This window comes from Streptomyces sp. NRRL S-244 (assembly GCF_000717915.1).
Taxonomy (GTDB): Bacteria; Actinomycetota; Actinomycetes; order Streptomycetales; family Streptomycetaceae; genus Streptomyces.
The window spans coordinates 220,252-239,815 of the sequence record NZ_JOCX01000009.1; the positions used below are offsets into that span (position 1 = coordinate 220,252).

The following is a 19,564-nucleotide window of genomic DNA, read 5'->3' on the forward strand; positions in this document are numbered from 1 at the left end:
CGTAAAAACTCCCGATCAAGGGCGCGGCGGGGCCGGGCGCTCCACCGACCCCGCCAGCCACCGGGTCAGCTCCTCCGGGCACGGCGTCCCCCGCGGCAGCTGGTACTTCGCCGCCACCCGGTACACCCCCGGCCCCGGCGCCAGCAGCTCCGTCCACACGTCGCCCGCCGTGTCCGGAGCCGCCTTGAACAGGCACCCCGCCGTGTTCGCGTACTCCTTCGGCAGCGTGCCCGAGCCGCCGCCCCCGCCCCCGCTGCGCGCCTTCGACGCGAACGTCTCCTGCGGCGGCGGCACCGGCTTGCCCGCCCCGTCCACCAGCCCCAGCCACGGCGAGTGCGGGATCCGTACGAGCACCCGCCCGGCCGTCTTCACGTCCACGACCAGCTGGTCCGCGCCCGCCCGCACCACCGTGGCCGGCCCGGACACCAGGTCCGTCGGCGCGTCGACCTTGAACAGCCGCCAGTTCCGGTCGCCCCACACCTGCTGGAGGTACGGGAGCCCCTCGCTCACCAGCTTCGCCTCGTCCTCCCCGCCCGAATCGGGTTTGTCGGCCGGCAGCACCACGTAGTGCACGGCCCAGCGGTCCAGCCAGTCCCGGTAGCTCACGGCCGTGAGGGTGTCGTCGTAGAAGAGCGGGTTCCGCTCCAGGTCCGCCTGCCGGTTCCAGCCGCGCGCGAGGTTGACGTACGCGGGGAAGGCGGAGGACTCGCGGTGGCTGCTGGCCGGGACCACCTCGACCCGGCCGCGCTCGGCCCCCGCCTTCTTCAGCTGGTCGACCAGCGGGGCCAGCTCCCGGTTCCAGGCGGCCACCGGGGTGGTGCGGACGATGTCCGTGATGCTGTTGGCGGTGATCCAGACGTTGATCCCGATGAACGCGAACAGCACCGCGTACCAGTGCCGGCTGCGCGGGACCGCGTACGGGAGGGCCGCGAGCAGCACGGCCCCGCCGAACAGCATGACCAGCCGGGTGACGTTCGAGCCGACCTGCGAGTCGACCGCCCAGGTCAGCAGGACCCCGAAGGCGTACACGGCGGAGGCGATCCGGACGGTCTTCCACCGCTTCGGTACGAGGAACAGGACCGCCAGTCCGAAGAGGAACGGCGGCGCGGCCGAGCCCAGCTTCATCGGCTGCGTCCCGGAGAACGGGAACAGCCAGGCCGACAGCCCGACGACCGCCACCGGGGCGAGGCCGAGCGCGTACGCCCCCGGGCGCCGCCCGCTCAGGAACAGGGCGGCCGCGATCACCCCGAGGAAGAGCCCCGCGACCGGGCTGGAGGCGGTCGCGAGCCCGGCCAGCGGCGCCGCCACGGCCGCCTTGGCCCAGCGTCGCTCCGCCCATTTGCGGGGCCAGCAGAAGACGGCGGCGACCGCGCCGAGCGCGAACATCGCGCCGAGCCCGAAGGTGACGCGTCCGGACAGGGCGTTGCAGAGCAGCCCGTACACCCCGGCCAGAGCCGGCCACAGGGGCTCGCGGACGGTACCGCGGCAGCGGGTCAGGATCAGCGCGAGCAGCCCGGCCGAGACCGTACCGGCGACCATCATCGTGGTCCGCACGCCGATCATGTGCATGACGTACGGGGACACCACGCTGTACGAGACGGGGTGCATGCCGCCGTACCAGGCGAGGTTGTACGCCGAGTCCGGATGGCGGCCGACGAACTCGGCCCAGGCGTCCTGCGCGGCCAGGTCGCCGCCGCTGCTGGCGAAGCTGAAGAACCAGATCACGTGCAGGAGGGCCGCCAGGGCGGTGGCGACGAGCACCGGGTGGCGGCGGAGCCGGCCGAGGGAGCGGGAGGTGACGGAAGCGGCGGAAGCGGCGGAGGCGACGGGAGCCGGGGCGACCGGGGCGGCCCCTATGCCGCCGGGAGCGGCTTCGGGCATGTCGCCGGCGCCGGACGCACCGGATCCGCCGGCGGCCGCCGGTGCACTCCGGTCGCCCTGGCTCTGCTGCTCAGCGGTGGTCACTGCACTACTCCCCGGATTCCCCGGACTCCCCGGGTTCACCGGAGCATCGATCGAAATTCTGCGTACCGTTCCCGGGTCGCTAGACGCGCGGCGGCGCCCCGGGGTTGCCCGGGGCGCCGGAATCACGCGGTATCGCGGCAAGCGGTCACTTCACCGTTTGCGGGGGCGGTCAGCCGACACGGGTCAGTTTGCTGCCGATGCCCGGCGCGGCGAGGTCGCTCTGCAGTGCCACCGGCACCTTCACCTGGCTGGCCCCTTCACCGACGGTCAGCACGCCGATCTCGGTGCCCGCCTTGGCGGTCTGCGGGAGCTTTCCGTCCCCGGCGGCGAGCTTGACGGTGACGGTGAGCGACGGCCAGCCGACCGCCTCCACGTCGGCGGTGGCGACGACCGGGGTGTGGCCGCCGAGACCGTCGTCCACGTACCCGACGACGTCGCCCTTCTTCACGACGGGCGCGTTCACCAGCATCTTCTGCGTGGCCAGCATGACCTGCTTGCTGGCCGCGATCGCCGTGTCGAGGATCGGGACGCCGTACTGGCCGAGCACCGCGCCGACGATCAGCTGCTTGGTCTTGCCGACCTGCTTCTCGGCGGCGAAGAGCAGGTTGCCGCCGGCCTTGGTGGTGGAGCCGGTCTTGATGCCGAGCGCGCCGTTGCCCGGGATGAGCGTGTTGTAGTTGCGCCACTTCTTGCCGTACTGGTCGGTCCATTCCGGCAGCTTGGTGATCTCGATCAGCTCCGGCATCTCCACGACCTTGAGACCGAGCTTGACCTGGTCCTCGGCGGTGCTGACCGTCGTCGCGTCCAGACCCGAGGGATCCGTGTACGTGGTGTTGGCCATGCCGAGTTCCTTGGCGGCCTCGTTCATCTTCTTGACGAACGCCTCCTGGTCGCCGCCGGCGTCCCACCGCGCGAGCAGCCGCGCGACGTTGTTGGCCGACGGAATCATGATCGCGGCGAGGGCGTCGTACTCCGAGATCTTGTCGCCCGCCTTGAGGGTGCCGACCGTGGACTCGCCCTCGGAGCTCTTGGCGCCGTCGTCGACCGCCGTCTGGTCGATGTCGATCATCGGACCCTTCTTCTCACCCTTCTTGAGGGGGTGGTTCTTCAGGATCACGTACGCCGTCATCGTCTTCGCGACGCTGCCGATGGCGACCGGCTTCTGCTCGCCGAAGCTGCCGACGGTGCCGAGGCCTGCGGCAGCCATGTAGGCCTGGCCCTCCTTCGGCCAGGGCAGGACCGGGTTGCCGCCGTCGAAGGTGTACGAGGACTTCGCGGTCATCGTGAGCTTCGGCTCGGGCATGGGGCGCACGAGCTGGACGACGGCCAGGACGATCGCGAGGAGCGCGACGAGCGGGGCGTAGATCTTGACCCGCCGGACGGCCGTGCGCATGGGGCTCGGCGGCGGGGGCGGGTTGTTGGTGAGGTCCGCGAGCATGTCGAGCGGCGGCTTGGGCGGCAGCGGCTGCTGCGTGGTCCGCTCGGTGTGCTCGGGTACGGGTACGGGTACGGGTGCGGGGGCCGCGGCGGGGGCCGGAGCCGGAGCCGCTGCCGCGGGGGCCGCCGGTGCCGGCTTCGGAGCCGGGCCGTCTTCCTTGCGCAGCGGAACGAACGTGCTGGCCCGCTCCCCGCCGACCGCCTTCGGCGGCACGGGCCGGGAGCCCGCGGGCTTCTGCGAAGCCGGGGCGGGGGCCTTGGCGTCCGGCTTCACGGCCCGGAACACGGCGGTGCGCTCGCTGTCCGCGGCCTCGTCGGAGCCCTTGCCCGCGGCGTCGGCCCCGGCCCGGGACCCGGCCCCGGAGGCGGAGCCGGACCCGGAATCCACCTTCGGAGCCCGGAACACGGCGGTGCGCTCACTGTCGTCCGCCGACGGCTTGCCGGAAGCCTCGGCGGCGCCAGCGGGCTTGCGCGCGGAAGCAGGGGCGGAAGCGGAACCCGAACCCTGACCCGGCCTTCCGGCCGGTCCATCACCAGCGGCCGGCTTGTCGGCGCCCGAGGCCGGAGCGGAATCCGGCCGGACGGCTCCGGCCGAGGTGGCGGCGGAAGCCGGACCCGGCTCACCCGCCGGGGCATCGGCGGCAGCCGGCTTCGCAGCGGCCGCCGCAGCACCGGAACCGGAACCAGAACCGGAACCTGCGGCGGCAGCACCCGAGCCGCCCTGCGCCGCACCCGGCCGCACGGCCCGGAACACGGCGGTGCGCTCACTGTCGTGCGCCGGAGACGACTTGGCCGGCGTATCGGCGGCAGCCGGCGCGTCCGTACCGGAGGGCTTGGCGGGGGAAGCCGGATCCGGCTTCCCGGCCGGGCGATCGGCGCCGGCCGAAGCGGCGTCGGAACCGGAACCCTTGGCGGTGGTGTCGTCGTTGGCGGCGTCCGAAGCGGAACCTGCTGCGGAGCCTCGCTCGCCACTGGCCGGCTTCCCGGCGGCAGGGGACGCCGGGGCATCCGCAGCGACCCCCGGCCGCACGGCCCGGAAGACCGCGGTGCGCTCACTGTCGTGCGCCGGCTTCCCGGCCGAAGTCCCGGCAGCGGCGTCCGGCTTCGCAGCCTTCGGCTCCGCGGCGGCCTTGTCGCCCCCGGCGGAGGCCGGAGCATCCGCAGCGGCGTCCGGCTTCGCAGCCTTCGGCTTCGCGGCGGCCTTGTCGCCCCCGGCGGAGGCCGGGGCCGAGCCCGGAGCCGAGCCCGGCTCGGGAGCGGGCGGCGCAGCGGCGCCCGCAGCGGCCTCGGCCGGAGCCGAGCCCGGCTTCGGAGCGGCGGCCGGCGCCGGGGTGTCCGTACCGGCATCGGCCGAGGCCGAGGCCGAACCGGGCTCCGCCCCCTCGGCGGCAGGCTCGCCCGACTTCGGCTCGGCCGGCTTCAGGTCGGCCGGCTTCGGGGCGCGGAAGACCGCCGTCCGCTCGCTGTCGGCCGCTGCCGGTGCGGGCGTCGGCGCCGGATCCGAGTCCACCCGTCCGGAGGACCCGGAGGACCCGGAGGACCCGGAGGACTCCTCCTCGGTCGTGGCCACCCACGCCGCCACCGCCTCGCGCAGCGGATCCCGGCCCTCGGCCGGGGCGGCGGCGGAGGTCCCGGACTCGGGTTCCCGCGGCCGGAACACCGACAGCCTCGGGTCACGCTCCGCGGAGGACATCGCCGCCCCCGACGCTCCTTCATCAACCGACTTGTCGGGGGACTCGCCCGCCACCAGTTCCTCCTCGATCGCCACCACGTTCGGCTGTCCGAATGTCTAACAGTGTCCCGTCTAGGGGGCATCGCCCCCGCGCTAGACGAGAACGACATAGTTGCCGGTTCCCCCACAAAGCGACCAGGCGCTCTCGACAGATGAATGTGAGAGGCGTCACCCTGTCACTCATCCACGCGGGGAGGCATGGATGGGCAGGAGCCGCAGAACAATTCCGGAGGAGCTTCTGCTGCTCGCTTTGGACCCGACCACGGGTACCACGGCGCAGCCGCAGTCGCTCGACCTCGGCCTGGCCGGGGCACAGCTAGTAGAGCTGGCTCTGGCAGGACGGATAGCCCCTGATGGGGATCGTATCGCCGTGGTGATGCCACGGCCGACAGGAGATCCGACTCTGGACTCCGCACTGGAACTGCTGCGCAGGCGCGGCAGCCCGGTACGGGCCGTCCACTGGATCGGCGGACCCCGGCTGGGGCTCCGCCAGATTTACCTCGCTCATCTGGAGCGTTGCGGCATGGTCCATGCCGTCGCGGGCCAGATGTGCGGAGTGCTGCCGACGACTCGCTACCAGGCGACCGACACGGCGATCAGCCGGGAGATCCGTGCCCGGCTCGACAGTGCGATCCGCACCGGCGTACCGCCGGACCCGCGGACCGCGGCGCTCGCCGCACTGGCCCACGCGGTCGGACTCGGCAAGCACCTGTACCCCGGCAACGAGGGGCGGTCGTCCAGGTCCCGGCTGCGGGACCTGATCCGGCACGACCCGATGGGCGGTCTCGTGGCGCACGCCGTCATGGACGTCCAGAACGGTGTGGCTGCACAGCCGCGCCGTGACCGCGCACCGGCGGCCCCGCCGGCCGCCCGGGCCACGGCGAACGGCGTACCGATGCAGGCGCGCCGGACGGGCGCGATGGCACGCGCCGGTGTGGCCGCGCACTGATCCACGGCTTTACCGATTCACCGCTCCAACGCTCCACCGAACCGCCATCGCCGCAACCGGCGTCCCCGATGACCCGGTTCGGGAGCCGCCAGCGCGCGGGATGGCGGGGCCGGTCCGCCGGCCCCGCCATCCCGCGCGTCTGCATTTCCGGGCCGTTCTCCGGCGCCGCCCCGCCCTTCGGTGGCAGTCTGCTCACCATCAGACACGCAGAGAGACAGAACCAGAAGAAGGCGGAGGTGCCGTTCAAGTGGCGTCCAATGTCAATCCCACCGTCCGACGCCGCCGACTGGGCATGGAGTTGCGCAAGCTCCGCGAGGACAAGGGCATGACGGCCGAGCAGGTCGCCGAACGCCTGCTCGTCTCCCAGTCGAAGATCAGCAGGCTGGAGAACGGCCGCCGTTCCATCAGCCAGCGCGACGTCCGCGACTTGTGCGACGTGTACGAGGTCGAGGACCGCCGGCTCGTCGACTCCCTCATGCAGATGGCCAAGGATTCCCGCCAGCAGGGCTGGTGGCACGCCTTCGGCGACATCCCGTACAGCGTGTACATCGGCCTCGAAACCGATGCCGCCAGCCTGCGCACCTACGAACCCCAGATGGTGCCCGGCCTGCTCCAGACCCCGGAGTACGCCCAGGCCCTCATCCGCGGCGCGCTGCCCGAGACCGCTCCGGCCGATGTCGAGAAGCGCGTCCAGGTGCGCATGCACCGGCAGAAACGGCTCTCCGAAACGGACAACAACAATCCGGAAGTCGGGCCGTTGCGGTTGTGGGCGGTCATCGACGAGGCCGCGCTGCGCCGGCACGTGGGCGACCCCCAGCTGATGATCAAGCAGCTCGAGTACTTGATAGAGCAGTCCGAACAGCCGTACATCACCGTGCAGGTGATGCCGTTCTCGATGGGCGCCCACCCGGGCGTGAACGGCCAGTACGCGATCCTCGAGTTCCCCGACGCGTCGGACTCGACGGTGGTCTACATCGAGGGCGTGACGAGCGACCTGTACCTGGAGAAGGCCAACGACGTCCAGAAGTACAGCGTCATGTACGAGCACCTGCGCGCGCAGGCCCTCAACGTGGAGCAGACGCGCCAGTTCATCGCGGAGATCATCGGCGAGTACGCGGACAAGGGGAAGTAGGTAAAAGGGGAGGAAACCGGGCAGGTGGCGAGGGGGGGCCGGTACGGTACACCGTTGCTCCCCAGCCACAGAAGTCCTGAATGGAATATGCCACTCGGTCGGGTGAATGCCCTCTTCACCCGTCGAGAGGTGCCGGTAGCGTCGATCACGTCGGTCAGAGAAGCGAAATGGCTGACACCCCACTGGCACAACTCGCTGAACCGGAGAGAAACATGGCTATTCGTCAGGGCGCCACGGACAACTGGATCAAGTCCTCCTACTCCGGCGGAAACGGCGCTTGCGTCGAGGTCAAGTCCCCCGTCGTGGAGGCCATCGCGGTCCGCGACTCGAAGGTGCAGGACGGTCCGTCCCTCACCTTCGCGCCGGGTTCCTGGACCTCGTTCGTCGCCGACGTCACCGAGGGCCGGCTGGGACGCCTCGTCTGAACGTCACGGCGTACGGCCCCGCCGACCCCTCCTCTGCACCACGCGCAACGACTGCATTACCCGCACCACTGACTGAAGCCCTCTCGACTGGCCCGCCGTCCCGGCCGAGGGGGCTCGGCCATGTCCGCGGCCGACCCTGATCCGCCGGGGCCGGATTCCGCCCGTCCCCGGACACCCTCCAGCGGAGCCCCCTCCAGCGGAGCTCCTTCTAGCGGAGCTCCCCCACGTACCGGTCCGTTCCCGGCACCGTCGGGATGAACGGCGCCACCAGCTCCACGCGCCCCAGTCCGGCCTCGGCGACCTCGGCGTCCAGGCCCTGGAACCGGTCCCAGCACGTACGCGGATCGGCCTCCAGGAACCACAGCAGCGTCAACCGGGTGTCCACCCCCTCGACCTGCTTGACGTACGTCATCCGGTCGCCGGGCAACGGGGTCGGCCGGAAGACCGTCACCATCGCGGCCGGGGAGCCGTGCAGCCGCTTCGGCAGGGCGCGCGAACGCAGCCACTCCAGCAGCTCCGCCCGCTGCCCGGGGCCGTCGGCGTCGATGACCTGGAGGACCAGGCCGGCGTACGGGTGGTCGAGGGCGTGGAAGTCCCGGGGGCCCGCCGCCCCGTCGCGGTAGACCGTGGCCTCGTGGTCCTGGAAGGCCGTGAAGACGTGGGTGCGGTCCTGATAGACGCGGCCGTCGCGGTTCAGGCGCTTGTTGATGCCGACCGTCCACTTCATGTGCTCGTCGTAGCGGCCCTCGGTCACCCAGTACGTGGAGAGGTAGCACCCGGCGCCGACGGGCTGGGCGACGGCCGATTTCTCCGGGTAGCGCAGCTGCTGGAGCTCGCGGGTGGCGACCCAGCGGCGGCCCGCGTACATCCAGGGCATGGCCATGGCGCCGGCGTAGCAGTGGTCGTCCTCGTACCAGCGGTTGTACGCGTACTCGTGGCCCGGATGCGGTTCGACCATGGTGATCAGCGCGTGACCGGGGCGGACGCCGTACGGGCCCACCGCCGCCAGGTCGGCGTAGGTCTCGGGGCGGGTGTCTCGGCTCTGGTGTTCCGTCGTCATGCCGAACGGTCTAGCTGATGCGACGTCAGATGGGGAGGGGGTGCGCAGTGTTCCGTCCCTCGGCATACAGGTGTCACATGCATCTTTACGTGGGCGCCGGCACGCCACCCCCCTTCCCAACCCCGGGCCGAGGCTCTAGCCTGACGGACCGTCAGATGGACCCCCGCCGCCGGGAGGCACGCGCATGCTGCTGCAAGGGAAGACCGTCATCGTCTCCGGCGTCGGGGCCGGGCTGGGCCACCAGGTGGCCGCCGCCGTCGTACGGGACGGCGGGAACGCCGTGCTCGGGGCGCGGACCGAGGCCAACCTCGCCAAGTCCGCCGCCGAGATCGACCCCGACGGCGCGCACACGGCCCATCTGCCGACCGACATCCGCGACGAGGAGCAGTGCGCGGCGCTCGCCGCCCTCGCGCGGGAGCGGTTCGGGGGGATCGACGCCGTCGTGCACGTGGCCGCCTGGGACTCCTACTTCGGGGGGCTCGAAGACGCCGACTTCGGGACGTGGTCGCAGATCATCGACGTCAACCTGCTCGGGACGCTGCGGATGACCCGGGCCTGCCTGCCCGCGCTCAAGGAGCGGGGCGGGTCCGTGGTCATCGTGGGCACGCAGTCCGCCGTGGCCGCGCCCAACGAGGTGCAGCAGGCGGCCTACGCCGCCTCCAAGGGTGCTCTGACCTCCGCCATGTACTCCATGGCCCGCGAGCTCGGGCCGCATCGGATCCGGGTCAACACGGTGCTGCCCGGGTGGATGTGGGGGCCGCCCGTCCAGGCGTTCGTCACCTTCACCGCGCACACCGAGGGGGTTCCCGAGGCCGAGGTGCACGCGCGGCTGACCGAGCGGATGGCGCTGCCCGACCTGGCCACCGACGGGGACGTCGCCGACGCCGCCGTGTTCCTCGCCTCCGACCGGGCACGGGCGATAACCGGCCAGTCCCTGCTGGTCAACGCCGGTGAGCTGATGCGATGACGGCCCGGAGCCCCCTCGGCGGTCCGGCGTCGGATCGTATGCTCACGGCATGACTCCGACCGACAACGCGATGCGCAGGGCGCTCCGCCGGGCCCGCGACGGCGTCGCGCTCGACGCGACCGAGGCGGCCGTGCTCCTCCAGGCGCGCGGCGAGGACCTCGAAGACCTCGCCGCCTCCGCCGCCCGGGTCCGCGACGCCGGCCTCGCGGCCGCCGGGCGGCCCGGCGTCATCACGTACTCGAAGAGCGTGTTCATCCCGCTGACCCGCCTGTGCCGCGACAAATGCCACTACTGCACCTTCGCGACCGTCCCCGGCAAGCTCCGCCGGGCCGGCCACGGGATGTACATGTCCCCCGACGAAGTCCTCGACATCGCCCGCCGGGGCGCCGCGCTGGGCTGCAAGGAAGCGCTCATCACGCTCGGCGACAAGCCCGAGGAGCGCTGGCCCGAGGCCCGCGAGTGGCTGGAGGCGCAGGGGTACAGCGACACCATCTCCTACGTGCGGGCCATCTCCATCCTGATCCTGGAGGAGACGGGGCTGCTGCCCCACCTGAACCCGGGTGTGATGTCGTGGGCCGACTTCCAACGGCTCAAGCCCGTCGCGCCCTCAATGGGGATGATGCTGGAGACCACGGCCAACCGTCTGTGGTCCGAGCCCGGCGGCCCCCACTTCGGCTCCCCCGACAAGGAGCCGGCCGTACGCCTTCGGGTGCTGGAGGACGCCGGGCGGTCCTCCGTGCCCTTCACCTCCGGGCTGCTCATCGGGATCGGCGAGACGTACGAGGAGCGCGCGGAATCGCTGTTCGCGCTGCGCCGGGTCTCGCGCTCGTACCACGGCGTGCAGGAGCTGATCATCCAGAACTTCCGCGCCAAGCCGGACACGGCGATGCGCGGCATGCCCGATGCCGAGCTGGACGACCTCGTCGCCACGGTCGCCGTCGCCCGGCACATCATGGGCCCCTCCGGCTGCCTGCAGGCGCCGCCCAACCTGGTCGACGGGGAGTACGCGCGGCTGATCCGGGCCGGCATCGACGACTGGGGCGGCGTCTCGCCGCTGACCCCCGACCACGTGAACCCCGAGCGGCCCTGGCCCCAGATCGACGTACTGGCCGAGCAGTCCGCGGCGGCCGGCTTCGAGCTGCGCGAGCGGCTCTGCGTGTACCCGGAGTTCGTGCAGCGCGGCGAGCCGTGGCTGGACCCGCGGCTGCTGCCGCACGTACGGGCCCTGGCCGATCCCGAGACGGGTCTGGCGAACCCGGAGGCCGAGGTCGTCGGCCATCCCTGGCAGGAGCCGGACGAGGGGTTCGGCTCGTACGGGCGCACCGATCTGCACGCCAGCATCGACACCGAGGGCCGGACCTCCGACCGGCGCGAGGACTTCGACCACGTCTACGGGGACTGGGAGGCGCTGCGCGAGGCGGCCGCCCCCGGCATGGTCCCCGAGCGCATCGACACCGACGTGCGGGCGGCGCTCGCGCAGGCCGCCGACGATCCGACGCGGCTGACCGACGCGCAGGCGCTGGCGCTGCTGCACGCGGACGGCCCGGCGCTGGACGCGCTGTGCCGGATCGCGGACGACCTGCGCAAGTCGGTGGTGGGCGACGACGTCACGTACATCGTCACGCGGAACATCAACTTCACGAACGTCTGCTACACCGGCTGCCGCTTCTGCGCGTTCGCGCAGCGCCGTACGGACGCCGACGCCTACACGCTGTCGCTGGACCAGGTCGCCGACCGGGCACGGCAGGCGTGGGACGTGGGCGCGGTCGAGGTGTGCATGCAGGGCGGCATCCACCCCGACCTGCCGGGGACGGCGTACTTCGACATCGCGCGGGCGGTGAAGGAGCGGGTGCCGGGGATGCACGTGCACGCGTTCTCGCCGATGGAGGTCGTCAACGGGGCCACGCGGACGGGGATGTCCGTACGGGAGTGGCTGACGGCCGCCAAGGAGGCCGGGCTGGACTCCATCCCGGGCACGGCGGCGGAGATCCTGGACGACGAGGTCCGCTGGGTGCTGACCAAGGGCAAACTGCCGACGGCGGACTGGATCGACGTCGTCACGACGGCGCACGAGCTGGGGATCCGCTCCTCGTCGACCATGATGTACGGGCACGTGGACCAGCCGCGGCACTGGCTCGGGCACTTCCGCACCCTGGCCCGGATCCAGGAGCGGACGGGCGGCTTCACGGAGTTCGTGACGCTGCCGTTCATCCACACCAACGCGCCGGTGTACCTGGCGGGCATCGCCCGGCCCGGTCCGACGGTCCGCGACAACCGCGCGGTGACGGCGATGGCCAGGATCCTGCTGCACCCGCACATCACCAACATCCAGACGAGCTGGGTGAAGCTGGGCGCGGAGGGCGCGGCCGAGATGCTGCGGTCGGGGGCCAACGACCTCGGCGGCACGCTGATGGAGGAGACCATCTCCCGGATGGCCGGGTCGAGTTACGGCTCGTACAAGTCCGTACGGGACCTCATCGCGGTCGCGGAGGCCGCGGGCCGGCCCGCGAAGGCCCGTACGACGCTGTACGGGGAGGTGCCGCAGGAGCGCCAGGAGGCGGCCCGCGCCTCGGACGGGCACCTTCCGGAGCTGCTGCCGGTGCTGGACTGAGGGGTACGCGGGAACGCGGACGGCCCGGCCGGGGGCGATCCCGGCCGGGCCGTTCGTCGTGGCGGCCGGTTCCTGGTCAGCCGACGAGGAGGTCCTTCTTGAGCTGCTTCAGCTCGCGGGCGTCGATGCCGAGCCCGTCCTTCAGGTAGCGGTCGAAGGTGCCGTACTTGGCCTTGACCTCGTCGTAGCCGGAGTTCAGGTACTCGGCGCGCACGTCGAGCATCGGCTTGTAGACGGCGGCCTGCGGGGCCGGCAGGTGCGACAGGACGGCGTCGTTGGCGGCCTTGCGGTAGTCGTTGCTGGCCAGGTAGTCGGCCATGACGGTGTCGCCCGGCACGCCGAGAGCGGTCAGCAGGGTGGCGTTCGCCCAGCCCGTACGGTCCTTGCCGGCGGTGCAGTGGAAGAGGACGGCGCGGTCGCGGTCGCGCTCCAGGCCCTCGAAGACCTGGCTGTACGCCTTCTTGCCGCCCTCGCCGCCGACCATCGCCTTTTCGGCGTCGACCATGGCCTTGACGGCCTCGTCGGGGGACTTCGGCAGGACCTGGAAGGAGCCGGAGCCCGCGAAGACGTCGGCGACGGTGTACGTGGCACCGGCCGGGACCTTGTCGGGGTCGGTGGTGCGCTCGCTCTCCATGCGCAGGTCGAAGACGGTCTTGACGCGCAGGCGCTGGAGCTTGGCCAGGTCGGCTGCGGTCAGCTTGTCGAGGGCGTCGGAGCGGTAGACCTCGCCCATCTTGACCCACTGGCCGGTGGTGGTGCGGTAGCCGCCCGCGTCTCGGAAGTTGACCGCTCCTTCGAGCTTGATCAGGCGGTCGGCGAGGCGCAGGCCCTCGCCGCGGTCGGGCTCGAAGTCGAACCACTGGCGGTCGGCGGCGGGCAGCCCCGACACGACGGCGGTGCCCTGGGCGCCGCCCTTGGCGACGACCTTGCCGTTCGCCTTGATCTCGACCCGCTTGGTGCCCGGGGCGTTCCACTTCAGCGTGAACCGGCCGTCGGCGCCGGCGGTGACGGTGGCCTCGGTGAACGGTACGGAGGTGCGGCCGTGGTGGTGGCCGGTCCAGGGGAGGTCCCAGCCGGTGGAGGCCGGGGAGGCGGTGGCGGCGGGGGCTGCGACCAGCGAAGCGGTGAGCGCGGAGGCGACGACGGTCGCGGCGAGGAGTGCCTTCTTCATGCCCTTGAGGCTGTTGGCCGCCGGAGAACTCTGCATGAACGAGACATGGCCTGAACCGACCGGCTCCAAGGCGAGTGGCAAAACGTGCCACTTGCCGATCAAGGCGCGCCACCTGGGCATCTGGTGGCCGTTTCGGACCGGATGTGAACGAGATGTCGCGGGATCGTGGTGCGGAATCCAGCCGATCTGCACGCGCATACGGCCTGCTGGACGCCCTGGTTCCGGATTCGATCAGACGTGTCCATTACAGTGCGCGCCAGAGCATGCCGGGGCGGGGCAGGGGGATCGCGATGGACGACACGACGACCGAGAAGCACTCGATACCGGCCGGCACCGGAACCGGGAACGGGCTCGGGAACGGAACCGGCAGCGGGTCCGGAAGCGGGCTCGGGAACGGCAGCGGGTCCGGGCTCGGGAACGGGTTCGGGAACGGGCTCGGCGTCGACACCGGGTACGGCCCCGGCACCAGCACCGGGCCCGGCGACGAGCCCGCCGTCCGGGCCGGAGCCGGCGTCGACGCCGTGGCCGGCGCGGCCCGAGTCACAGGCGCGGCCCGAGTCGCGGGCGGGGCGGCAGCCGCGGCCGGAATCGCGGCGCGCCTCGGGCGCGGCCCCGGGGCCGCGAGCGGCCGCGATCCCGGCGGGACGCTCGGGGGGCGGGCCCCGGTCGCCGCCGGGCTCTGGGGCCGGGCCGAGCAGCAGGACTTCCGCAGCCGCGTCCGCGGCGCGCTCCTCGGCTGCGCCGTCGGCGACGCCCTCGGGGCCCCCGCGGCCGGGCTCTCCCTCGACGGCATCCACGAAGCCCACGGCCCGCAGGGCCTGACCGGGCCCGCCCCCGGCCCGTACGGGCCCCCCGGCACGGTCACCGCCGCCACCCAGCTCACCCTGTTCACCGTCGACGGGCTGATCCGCGCCCACGTACGCCGGGACACCGGCGCCTGGCACCCGCCGACCGACATCCACCGCGCGTACCTGCGCTGGGCCGCCACCCAGCACGACTGGGGCCCCGACGAGCGCCGCAAGGACAACGGCTGGCTCGCCCGGCAGGAGTGGCTCTACGTCCGCCGCGGCCCCGACCGCGCCTGCCTGACCGGCTTCGCCGACGACGTACTCGGCACCCTCGACCAGCCGAAGAACCCCACCGCCCGCGACGCGGCCGCCGCCGCCCGCTCCGCCCCCTTCGGCCTGCTGGTCGGCTGGGAGCCCGGGCTGGTCCTCCAGCTCTCCACCGAGTGCGCGGCGCAGAGCCACGGCCACCCCACCGCGTACCTCACCGCCGGCGCCTTCGCCGTCATCGTCCACGGCCTGACCCGCGGCGACTCCCTCGACGCGGCCGTCCAGCACGCCCTCGGCCTGCTCGGCGCCCGCCCGGGCCACCAGATCGTCACCGACGCCCTCCAGCGAGCGCTCGCGGCCGTCCCGCAGGGCCCGCCCTCCCCCGACTCGGTCGCCGCCCTCGCCCTTGCCCCGGGCGGGGGCGAGGGGGACGACAACGGCCACTCCGCCGAGCGGGCCCTCGCCGTCGCCGTCTACTGCGCGCTCGTCGCCGAAGACGTCCCGCACGGCCTGCGCCTCGCCGTCAACCACGGCGGCGACTCCACCGCCGCCGGCGCCCTCTGCGGAGCCCTGCTCGGCGCCCTGCACGGCGAGACCGCCCTCCCGGGCGGCTGGCTCGCCGACCTCGAAGGCCGGGCCGCCCTGCTGGAACTCGCCGACGACTTCGCCCTCGAAATGACCCAGGGCCCCTCCCTGCACGGCCCGAAGGCCTCCTCCCCCGGCTGGCTGACCCGCTATCCCGTCGGCAGCGGCTGACGCCCCCTCAACAATCCGACGCGCAGGCCGTAGCGTGGCCCTCCATCGAAGAGCCACGGAGGTGCCCCCAGCCATGCGGATCGCCACGACCATCTTCCTGACGGACCACACCATCTCCCCCGTCCGCCTCGCCCGCGCCCTCGAGGAGCGCGGATTCGCCGGGCTCTACCTCCCCGAGCACACGCACATCCCGGTCGGCCGCGACACCGCCGCGCCCATGGGCGGCGAGCTCCCCGAGATGTACGGACGCACCCTCGACCCCTTCGTCGCCCTCGGCCAGGCCGCCGCCGTCACCGAGCGGCTCTCCATCGGCACCGGCATCACCCTCGTCACCCAGCACGACCCCATCGCCCTCGCGAAGCAGATCGCCACACTGGACCACCTCTCCGGCGGCCGCTTCACCCTCGGGATCGGCTACGGCTGGAACGTCGAGGAAGCCGCCGACCACGGCGTCGAGTGGCGCACCCGCCGCGAGCTGGTCCGGGACCGGATGGCCCTGATGCGCGCCCTGTGGGCCCCGGAACCCACCGCGTACGTCGGCGAGTTCTCCTCCGTACAGCCCAGCATGGCCCACCCCAAGCCGGTCCTGCCCCCGCGCGAGCTCGGCCCCGGCCACCTCCTCCACGGCCCCCGCACCCTGATCGGCGGCTCGGCCGGCCCGAAGCTCTTCTCGGCCATCGCCGACCACGCCGACGGCTGGCTCCCCATCGGCGGGGGCGGCCTCACCGAATCCCTGCCGGTGCTGCGCCAGGTCTGGGAGACCGCGGGCCGCGACCCGAAGACCCTCCAGGTGGTCCCGTACGCGGTCCACCCGAACCCGGGCAAGCTCGCCCACTACGCGGACCTCGGCATCGAGGAGGTCGTCGTCCAGCTCCCGCCGGCCCAAGAGCCCGAGATCCTCCGCGTCCTGGACGACCTGGCGCAGTACCTCTAATTCGTTCGACGCGGGCGCGCGGGCAGCCGGATGATGCCCCCGAAAGGGGGCTGATCCACATGCCGGGCCAGCAAAAACGCAAGCGGAGCAGAGAACGCGCCCACCGCCGGGCGGCGGCCGTACCGGGCCACTGGGAACCGCTGTTCTCGACGCAGGAGCACGCGGAGATGAAGGAGTACATCCACCGCCTCATCGCCGACGGCGAGGTCACCGACCCCGAGACCCTCCGGATCGACCAGTTCTGCGGCCGCCTCACCCACCCGACGTCCTACCGGGTGAGCGTCTTCGTCCCGGAGGACCGCGCCTGAACGGCCGACGGGAGAGCGGGCCGGTTCGCGAACCCTGCCCAGGCGACGCGGCGCGCGCTCAGTCCGCGATGCGCCGAACGGGCTGCCCCGTGATGCGGGCGATGGTCTCGAAGTCCGCGTCTTGGTGCAGGACGGTCAGTTTGTGGTGCTGCGCGGTGACGGCGACGAGCAGGTCGACCGGACTCGCGGGCCACGAAGTACGGAAAGGTCTCCCGAAGCAGACCATCGGCCTCGTAGCAGGCCGGACGCCCTCCGACGGCACACAGGGACTCCTGGCGAACCGGTTCGCACAGCCCCACGACTCCGGAAGTGACCAGCTCGTCCCATGCGGGAGCGGCCTGCCGGCGGTAGAAACGGATGAGCACGCTCGTGTCGATCAGGTAGTTCTCGCTCACGCGGCCGATCGCAGTCCCGGCGCATGCGCGTCGCCGCCAGCGCCGCCATCGATCGTCGAGAAGTCGATCTCGCCGTCGACGACCATCTGCCTCATCCGCTCCACCGCAGCCGCTCTGCGGCGTCGATCGGCGATCCCAAAGAAGGTATTACCGTCGGCCGAGCTCGGCCCAGACCGTTTTGCCGATCACACGGTCCGCGACCCCCCAGTCGGCGGCGACGGCATCGACGATCCGCAGGCCGTAGCCGCCCTCGGCCTGGTACGCGGGCGGCTGGAGCGCCGGCCGCCGCTCCCGGCGGGCGTCGGACACCTCGATGCGGAGCACGCCCCCGAGGAGCGTCAGTTTGAGCTCGAAGTCCCGGCCGGCGGCGTGCCCGTGGGTGACGGCGTTGGCGGTGAACTCGGCGACGATCCGCTCCGCGTCCTCGGAGAGCGGAGTGCGGTGCGGGATCCCCCAGTCGTGCAGCTCGACCATGGCGAGACACCGCGCGAGGCGGGCACCCCGCCGGGTGCTGCTGAAACGCTGCGTGAACACGCGTGCGAGGGTCTGGGCGGAGCCCGAGGGTGCGGTCATGGGAGCAACATGCCGGGTGGGCGGGGCAGTTCCCAGAAAGTCGACCGCTACTTTTCATCTGTACGAGTTGACGCTCTGGACAGTAGTGGTCACCGCCCGTGAACCTGGCCTCCGGGAGGTGACCGCGATGGCGAGCCATGAGGACAGCGGTGACGGCGAGGTCGAGTCGGACAGCGACCTGCGGAACTTCGGGGAAACCGTAAAGGCCTTCCGCAAACGCGCGGAACTCACACAGGAGCAACTGGCCGAGCGGGTCCGGTACTCGGTCCAGTACGTCGGCTCGGTCGAACAGGGCCGACGGCACCCGTCGGTGAAGTTCGTGAACCGATCGGAGGAGGCCCTGGACGCCTTCGGCGTCATCCGCATCGCCTCGAATCGACTGAATCGGAAGCGAGGTCTGGCGAAGTGGTTCAAGAGGTGGGCGGAGTTGGAACAGGAGGCGATCGCCCTCAATACGTACGAATGCCGCTCGGTTCCGGGGCTGTTACAGCCTGAGTCGTATGCGCGGGCACTGATAGGAGACGTTCTGCCGCTCCCCACCCCAGATGAGGTGGAGGCCCGCATCACGGCCCGCCTGGAGCGTCAGCAGATTCTCTACCGCACCCCGTACACGATCTTCAGTTTCATTCTCGACGAGATCGTGATCGAGCGACAGACCGGCGGACCGGAGGTGACGCGTCAGCTGATCGACCACCTGGTGGAGTGCGCACGGCTACCGAACGTCGACCTGCAGATCATGCCGAGGGTGAGCCCCCACCACGCGGGGCTCGGTGGCCCCATTTGCCTCCTCGAAACCGAAGACAACGAGTGGCTGGGCTACAGCGAGGGACAGCAGTCGGGAGTCATCATCTCCGACCTGAAAGACATCAGCCTCCTCCATCAGCGGTATGCCAAACTTCGTATCCAGGCCCTCAATCCTGCTGACAGCGTGGGCCTGTTGATGCGAATGCGAGGATCCCTGTGAACAGCTCCCCGTTGCGATGGTTCAAGAGCAGCTACAGCGGAAGCCAGGGCGACGACTGCGTCGAGGTCGCCCTCTCCTGGCACAAGTCCACGTACAGCAGTGGCGACGGTGACAACTGCGTCGAGGTCGCCGCATGCGCCGACGCCGTCCACATCCGGGACTCGAAACTGACGGCGAGCCCGGAGCTGGCCGTGCACCCCGCGACCTGGACGGCTTTCCTGGGCGGGGTCACCGGGGCCTGAGCTCCGGCCAATCGGCATCAGAGGGAGTCCGGGGGTTTCCCGACAGTCCACTGTCCTTCCGTGTCGGGTCGGTCCGTCAAGGGCGCTCACTTCGTTCGCGTCGCTTCGCGATGGCCTTCGGCCACCCTTGACCGACCGCCCCGCCCCGGAATGCCATAAGACTGTCGGGAAGCCCCCGAAGGAACGGTCAGGGGGACGGCCAAGCCCATGGCCACATCAGGGATGCTGACCTTGCCACCCGGCTCAGCCAACTCCCCAAAGGGCACCGACCCCCTTTTCCCGCACCCTGTCAGGCCAACCCCCACCAGACAGCGGCGAGATGCCCATCCCGCGCCCCCGGGCCCACAGACGCGTCAGATCGCTACGCGCTTCTCTTGGCTTGGCGTCCGGCGACCGTCTGGGGCTGGTCATAGGCCGCCCACGACCGGCGCAGAGGGCCCTCGGCCTGCGACAGCGGGCTGTTTGTCCCTTTTGGAAGCCAATCGAGGCCGACAAGAGGCCTTGCCGGAGTGGAAGGTTGAGAAATCCGGCATCAGACTCCCTCCCGCCTCCTTTTCGCCTCAAAGAGCGCCCAAACAGCCGCAGACGCCCGAGAACCCGCCCATGGACGTCGTCTGGCGGCTCCCAACGACGTGCAGGCGCCGGAAGACCGCTCACTTGCGGTGCGTGGGCGGCTTATGTCCAGCCCCAGACGGCCGTAGGACGCCATGCCGAGAGAAGCGCGTAGCGATCCGCTGCGAACTGGCGCGGGATGGGCATCTCGTCGCCGTCTGGTGCGGGTTGGCCCTTCCCGCGCCCCCGTCACCGGTCGGGCCTGGTGGTCCTGGGGAGGAGAAGTCCGGACAGGGAAGGATGGCCGCGCATCGCTGAGGGCCCCTCCCTGAACGT

At 71.7% G+C, this 19,564-nt stretch carries 16 protein-coding genes; 10 read left to right on the plus strand and 6 right to left on the minus strand.

Annotated elements, in window-relative coordinates; translation table 11 throughout:
* Positions 1 to 15: 15 nt before the first annotated feature.
* Positions 16 to 1,965, minus strand: a complete 1,950-nt coding sequence (locus IF02_RS0113790; protein WP_234318191.1) for an MFS transporter — start codon at positions 1,963 to 1,965, stop codon at positions 16 to 18.
* 169 nt (positions 1,966 to 2,134) lie between these two features.
* Complete coding sequence (locus tag IF02_RS35490) at positions 2,135 to 5,173, minus strand: hypothetical protein (protein ID WP_234318192.1); 3,039 nt, start codon at positions 5,171 to 5,173, stop codon at positions 2,135 to 2,137.
* 163 nt (positions 5,174 to 5,336) lie between these two features.
* On the opposite strand from IF02_RS35490, the gene IF02_RS0113800 reads away from it, so the two are divergent.
* The 3 genes from IF02_RS0113800 (at position 5,337) to IF02_RS0113810 (ending at position 7,640) form a co-directional block, all read left to right on the plus strand.
* Positions 5,337 to 6,083, plus strand: coding sequence for a GOLPH3/VPS74 family protein (locus tag IF02_RS0113800; RefSeq protein ID WP_030156705.1), 747 nt, complete (start codon positions 5,337 to 5,339; stop codon positions 6,081 to 6,083).
* Between the two features lie 247 nt (positions 6,084 to 6,330).
* On the plus strand, positions 6,331 to 7,215 hold the full coding sequence (locus IF02_RS0113805) for a helix-turn-helix domain-containing protein (protein ID WP_030156707.1): 885 nt from the start codon (positions 6,331 to 6,333) through the stop codon (positions 7,213 to 7,215).
* Between the two features lie 212 nt (positions 7,216 to 7,427).
* The gene (locus tag IF02_RS0113810; protein WP_030156708.1) at positions 7,428 to 7,640 is read left to right on the plus strand and encodes a DUF397 domain-containing protein; all 213 of its coding nucleotides are present in this window, start codon (positions 7,428 to 7,430) and stop codon (positions 7,638 to 7,640) included.
* A gap of 208 nt (positions 7,641 to 7,848) precedes the next feature.
* On the opposite strand, the gene IF02_RS0113815 is transcribed toward IF02_RS0113810, so the two are convergent.
* On the minus strand, positions 7,849 to 8,700 hold the full coding sequence (locus IF02_RS0113815; RefSeq protein ID WP_030156710.1) for a hypothetical protein: 852 nt from the start codon (positions 8,698 to 8,700) through the stop codon (positions 7,849 to 7,851).
* Positions 8,701 to 8,884: 184 nt separating this feature from the next.
* On the opposite strand from IF02_RS0113815, the gene IF02_RS0113820 reads away from it, so the two are divergent.
* A complete protein-coding gene (locus IF02_RS0113820; protein WP_030156712.1) occupies positions 8,885 to 9,667 on the plus strand; it encodes an SDR family oxidoreductase in 783 nt (260 codons plus the stop codon).
* 49 nt (positions 9,668 to 9,716) lie between these two features.
* Entirely contained in the window at positions 9,717 to 12,278 is a 2,562-nt protein-coding gene (locus tag IF02_RS0113825) for a bifunctional FO biosynthesis protein CofGH (protein WP_030156714.1), read from the plus strand.
* A gap of 76 nt (positions 12,279 to 12,354) precedes the next feature.
* Here the strand turns inward: IF02_RS0113825 and IF02_RS0113830 are convergent, their stop codons facing one another.
* Positions 12,355 to 13,485 (minus strand): tyrosine-protein phosphatase, encoded by a 1,131-nt coding sequence (locus IF02_RS0113830; RefSeq protein ID WP_267880917.1) that lies wholly within the window; start codon positions 13,483 to 13,485, stop codon positions 12,355 to 12,357.
* Positions 13,486 to 14,036: 551 nt separating this feature from the next.
* Here IF02_RS0113830 and IF02_RS0113835 point away from each other — a divergent pair.
* From IF02_RS0113835 to IF02_RS0113845, 3 genes are all read left to right on the plus strand, one after another.
* Positions 14,037 to 15,260, plus strand: a complete 1,224-nt coding sequence (locus IF02_RS0113835; RefSeq protein WP_420708146.1) for an ADP-ribosylglycohydrolase family protein — start codon at positions 14,037 to 14,039, stop codon at positions 15,258 to 15,260.
* Between the two features lie 73 nt (positions 15,261 to 15,333).
* Positions 15,334 to 16,194 (plus strand): LLM class F420-dependent oxidoreductase, encoded by an 861-nt coding sequence (locus IF02_RS0113840; protein WP_030156719.1) that lies wholly within the window; start codon positions 15,334 to 15,336, stop codon positions 16,192 to 16,194.
* 59 nt (positions 16,195 to 16,253) lie between these two features.
* Positions 16,254 to 16,502 carry a hypothetical protein gene (locus tag IF02_RS0113845; protein ID WP_030156720.1) on the plus strand — a complete coding sequence of 83 codons (249 nt, stop codon included), beginning with the start codon at positions 16,254 to 16,256 and terminating at the stop codon, positions 16,500 to 16,502.
* A 58-nt stretch (positions 16,503 to 16,560) separates the two neighbouring features.
* On the opposite strand, the gene IF02_RS35495 is transcribed toward IF02_RS0113845, so the two are convergent.
* Both IF02_RS35495 and IF02_RS0113860 read right to left on the minus strand, forming a co-directional pair.
* On the minus strand, positions 16,561 to 16,764 hold the full coding sequence (locus tag IF02_RS35495; protein WP_234318193.1) for a hypothetical protein: 204 nt from the start codon (positions 16,762 to 16,764) through the stop codon (positions 16,561 to 16,563).
* Positions 16,765 to 17,044: 280 nt separating this feature from the next.
* A complete protein-coding gene (locus IF02_RS0113860) occupies positions 17,045 to 17,470 on the minus strand; it encodes an ATP-binding protein (RefSeq protein WP_051696200.1) in 426 nt (141 codons plus the stop codon).
* Between the two features lie 127 nt (positions 17,471 to 17,597).
* Here IF02_RS0113860 and IF02_RS0113865 point away from each other — a divergent pair, with 127 nt between their 5' ends.
* Complete coding sequence (locus IF02_RS0113865) at positions 17,598 to 18,434, plus strand: helix-turn-helix domain-containing protein (protein ID WP_030156724.1); 837 nt, start codon at positions 17,598 to 17,600, stop codon at positions 18,432 to 18,434.
* Positions 18,431 to 18,676 carry a DUF397 domain-containing protein gene (locus IF02_RS0113870; RefSeq protein WP_030156725.1) on the plus strand — a complete coding sequence of 82 codons (246 nt, stop codon included), beginning with the start codon at positions 18,431 to 18,433 and terminating at the stop codon, positions 18,674 to 18,676. The genes IF02_RS0113865 and IF02_RS0113870 overlap by 4 nt, the downstream gene beginning before the upstream one ends.
* Positions 18,677 to 19,564: the final 888 nt, after the last annotated feature.